The following is a 690-nucleotide window of genomic DNA, read 5'->3' as shown; positions in this document are numbered from 1 at the left end:
GTACTGTGATTATGACCCGTAAGCACCCATATGCGGGTAACTACGTTGTTGTTGAGCACGGTAACAAATACAAAACGCGTTACCTGCACCTAAGCAAGATCTTAGTGAAGAAAGGCCAAAAAGTTTCTCGCGGTCAGCGTATCGGTTTGTCTGGTAAAACAGGACGAGTTACTGGCCCACACCTTCATTATGAATTGATCGAGTACGGACGCCCTGTAAACGCGATGCGCGCGAATATTCCGATGGCGAGCTCTGTTCCTAAGAAGGAGATGGCAACCTTCATCGCGAATCGAGATGAAATGGATAAGCTGCTAAAAAATAAAGAAAAAGCGGTTTTATAGCTGTTTAGGCTCTTAATCGAAACAAAAAGACCAAGCAATTGCTTGGTCTTTTTTATGCGCGTTTGACTTGTCTATCGTTAATCATGTGTACCAATTCATCGACGTTGTGTGGGCGAGAATAGAAGTAGCCTTGAATATAATGGCAACCCATGTCGATAAGCTTATTTAACGCCCTGTCGTCTTCTACGCCTTCTGCAATTAAGTCGACATCCAACAGTTGAGCTAACTGGGCTATCAGATACACCACTTGCTCTGACGTTTTGTTCGAGAGCATATTGCGCACAAATGTGGCGTCAATTTTGATGCTGTCGATAGGGTAATTATGAATGTAATTTAAGCTCGAATAGCC

At 43.5% G+C, this 690-nt stretch carries 2 protein-coding genes; one reads left to right on the top strand and one right to left on the bottom strand.

All coding sequences use genetic code 11. The features are described 5' to 3' along the window. Positions 1-341 (top strand): M23 family metallopeptidase (locus R7Z50_RS27670; RefSeq protein WP_318149777.1); only part of this gene is annotated, 341 nt, incomplete at its 5' end. Between the two features lie 52 nt (positions 342-393). On the opposite strand, the gene R7Z50_RS27665 is transcribed toward R7Z50_RS27670, so the two are convergent. After that, positions 394-690: EAL domain-containing protein (locus R7Z50_RS27665; RefSeq protein WP_318149776.1), on the bottom strand; the 297-nt coding region annotated here is incomplete at its 5' end.

Source organism: Vibrio sp. 1249-1 (assembly GCF_033340495.1).
Note: the sequence above shows the minus strand (reverse complement) of the source record. Positions and strands in the feature narration are given on the sequence as shown.